Annotated in this window: 1 protein-coding gene; it reads right to left on the bottom strand. The window is 53.3% G+C overall.

From position 1 onward, the window contains the following. The coding region (pheT, locus tag EJP87_RS15380) for a phenylalanine--tRNA ligase subunit beta (RefSeq protein ID WP_130472741.1) at positions 1–2,332 on the bottom strand (2,332 nt) is incomplete at its 3' end. Positions 2,333–2,466 lie beyond the last annotated feature (134 nt).

Genomic DNA, 2,466 nt, shown 5'->3' with positions numbered 1-2,466 from the left:
TGCGCTCGGCAACCCCTTGTACCTCTTGGTCGGTCAGAGTACGGTCAGCGGCCTGCAAAACCACACGCACAGCCAAGCTTTTACGATCAGCAGGTAAATGTACTCCTGTATAGAGATCAAAAAGCTCCACGGTACGAATCAAGGTGCCATCCACCGTGCGAATCGCCTCCAACAGCGCGCTGCTGGGCAGATCCTGCTTGACCACAAAGGCAAAATCCCGCTCCACCGCCGGAAAACGGCTACTGGTAGCGGTAGCAACAGTGGCATGCATGGCATGGGTCAATGCCACCTCGTCCAGTTCAAAAATCTGCACGCTCTGTGGCAAATCCCGTTGTGCCTGCAGGGTAGGATGCAACGAACCCAGCCAACCCAGATGCAGATCATCTGCTGCTAAAATGATTGCTTTGCGACCCGGATGCAAAAAGGCTGGCCCTCCCTCCTCAAAACGAAGATCGGTCCATCCCATGCTGCGTAACAACGCTTCCACATCCCCTTTCAAATCAAAAAAATCGGCTTCACGATCGGTTGTATGCCAATTGCGTCCATACAGTGGACCCGACAACAGACCGGCCAACCGCTGTGACTCCTGCAGTTGCTGGTCACTGAGCGGAGTAAACACACCTCCCAATTCATAGAGGCGTAAAGAAGCATTGCCCCGGCTGATATTGCGGCGAGCATTGTCCAACAAACCGGTAATCAAACAGGTACGCAAGACCGACTGTTCGGCAGAGATCGGATTGAGCAGCGCCATACCGCGTAATGTTGGATTGAATTGCTGCTGCAACTCCGCACTGATAAAGGCATAATTAATCGCTTCCAAATAGCCACGACCACCGAGAAAATGGTGCACGCTGGCCAGAGTCTGATCCAATGGCAGTATCTCCGGTGCATTGACCTCTAAACGCGGCAGACTGACCTGTACCCGATCATAGCCATATAAACGGATCACCTCTTCCAACAAATCCTCTTCCCGGCGCAGATCATGGCGATGGCTGGGCGGCTGAAAGCACATCTGTTGGCCTGTTGTCTCAAGCCAATGACAGCCTAAATATTCCAGCATACTGCGCATTGCCTCTGGGCTGAGATCAATACCACCCAACTGATTTATGCGCTGCGGACGCATATGCACCAAAGCTGGTTTCGACCAGGTGCCGCTATCCACCCAGGAAATTGTTTCTGCAGTTCCTCCAGCCAGTTCCAGAATCAATGCGGTTGCCCGCTCCATGGCCAACACCACCCCTTCTGGATCGATACCCCGCTCAAAACGGTAGCGGGAATCACTTTGCAGACCCAGACGACGACCGGTACGGGCAATGGGAATGGGTGCAAAATAGGCAGCTTCCAGAAAAATATCCTCTGTTGATTCGCTCACTGCGCTCTCTTCCCCACCCATGATGCCGGCCAACGCCAAAACCCGTTGGCCATCGGCAATCACAGTCATATCCTCATCCAGAATACGCTCTACACCATCCAAGGTACGCACTTTTTCACCCGGTACAGCACGCCGTACCACAATGGGCAACTGCACTTTGGCCAGATCAAAGGCATGCAACGGTTGATTGAGATCAAGCAGAATATAATTGGTAATATCCACTATATTATTGATGCTGCGTAGACCTACAGTTTCCAAACGCTGACGCAACCATTCAGGACTAGGAGCAATCTTGACGCCACGGATGATGCGCCCCGCATAACGTGGACAGCCTTGGGTATCTTCGATGCGCACCTGTTCTGGATCGTGCATCAACGCAGAGATCGGCAGAGAGAGAGGTCGGAGTGCGGTTTGGGTCAAGGCACCCAGTTCACGAGCGATACCACGTACTCCTAAACAATCGCCACGATTGGGGGTCAAACTCAATTCAAACAGATGGTCATCGCGTCCCAGCACTGCCGACAACGGCAGACCATCGACAGTATCCGGGGGCAGAATGAGAATCCCATCGGCATTACCGCTCAACCCCAACTCGGCACGCGAACAAAGCATACCCTCGGAGCGCTGTCCACGTACCTGGCTGATACGGATGGTCATACCATTGGCCAACTGCGCTCCTTCGCGCGCCACGGCCACTTTGTCACCCTGGCGATGGTTGGTGGCACCACAGACAATGGTTAACCGTTCCGCTCCAACCTGTACCTGACACAAAGTGAGACGATCGGCATTGGGATGGGCTGCCACCTCCAAAAGTGTACCGGTTTGCACCTTCTCCAAACCCTGGCGCAAATCGGTCAGCCCCTCCAACTCCAAACCGGCCATGGTCAGACGCTCGCCTATGGCTTGCGCTGAAAGGGAGCTTTCTATATGTTCCAACAACCAACGATAGGTCAATTTCATGCGCGTTGATTCCCAAATATCAGACCAAATAAGTAACTATTCACCACCCAAAACTATTGCGGGTCCAGGGAGGGCACCTCCCTGGCCGGGTCCAGGGATGGAATCCCTGGGATTTTGTTTTTAATCTTTTGCCT

The sequence above is a fragment of the Candidatus Magnetaquicoccus inordinatus genome (assembly GCF_004217665.1).
GTDB lineage: Bacteria > Pseudomonadota > Magnetococcia > Magnetococcales > Magnetaquicoccaceae > Magnetaquicoccus > Magnetaquicoccus inordinatus.
This window is presented reverse-complemented; position numbering and strand designations above follow the sequence as displayed.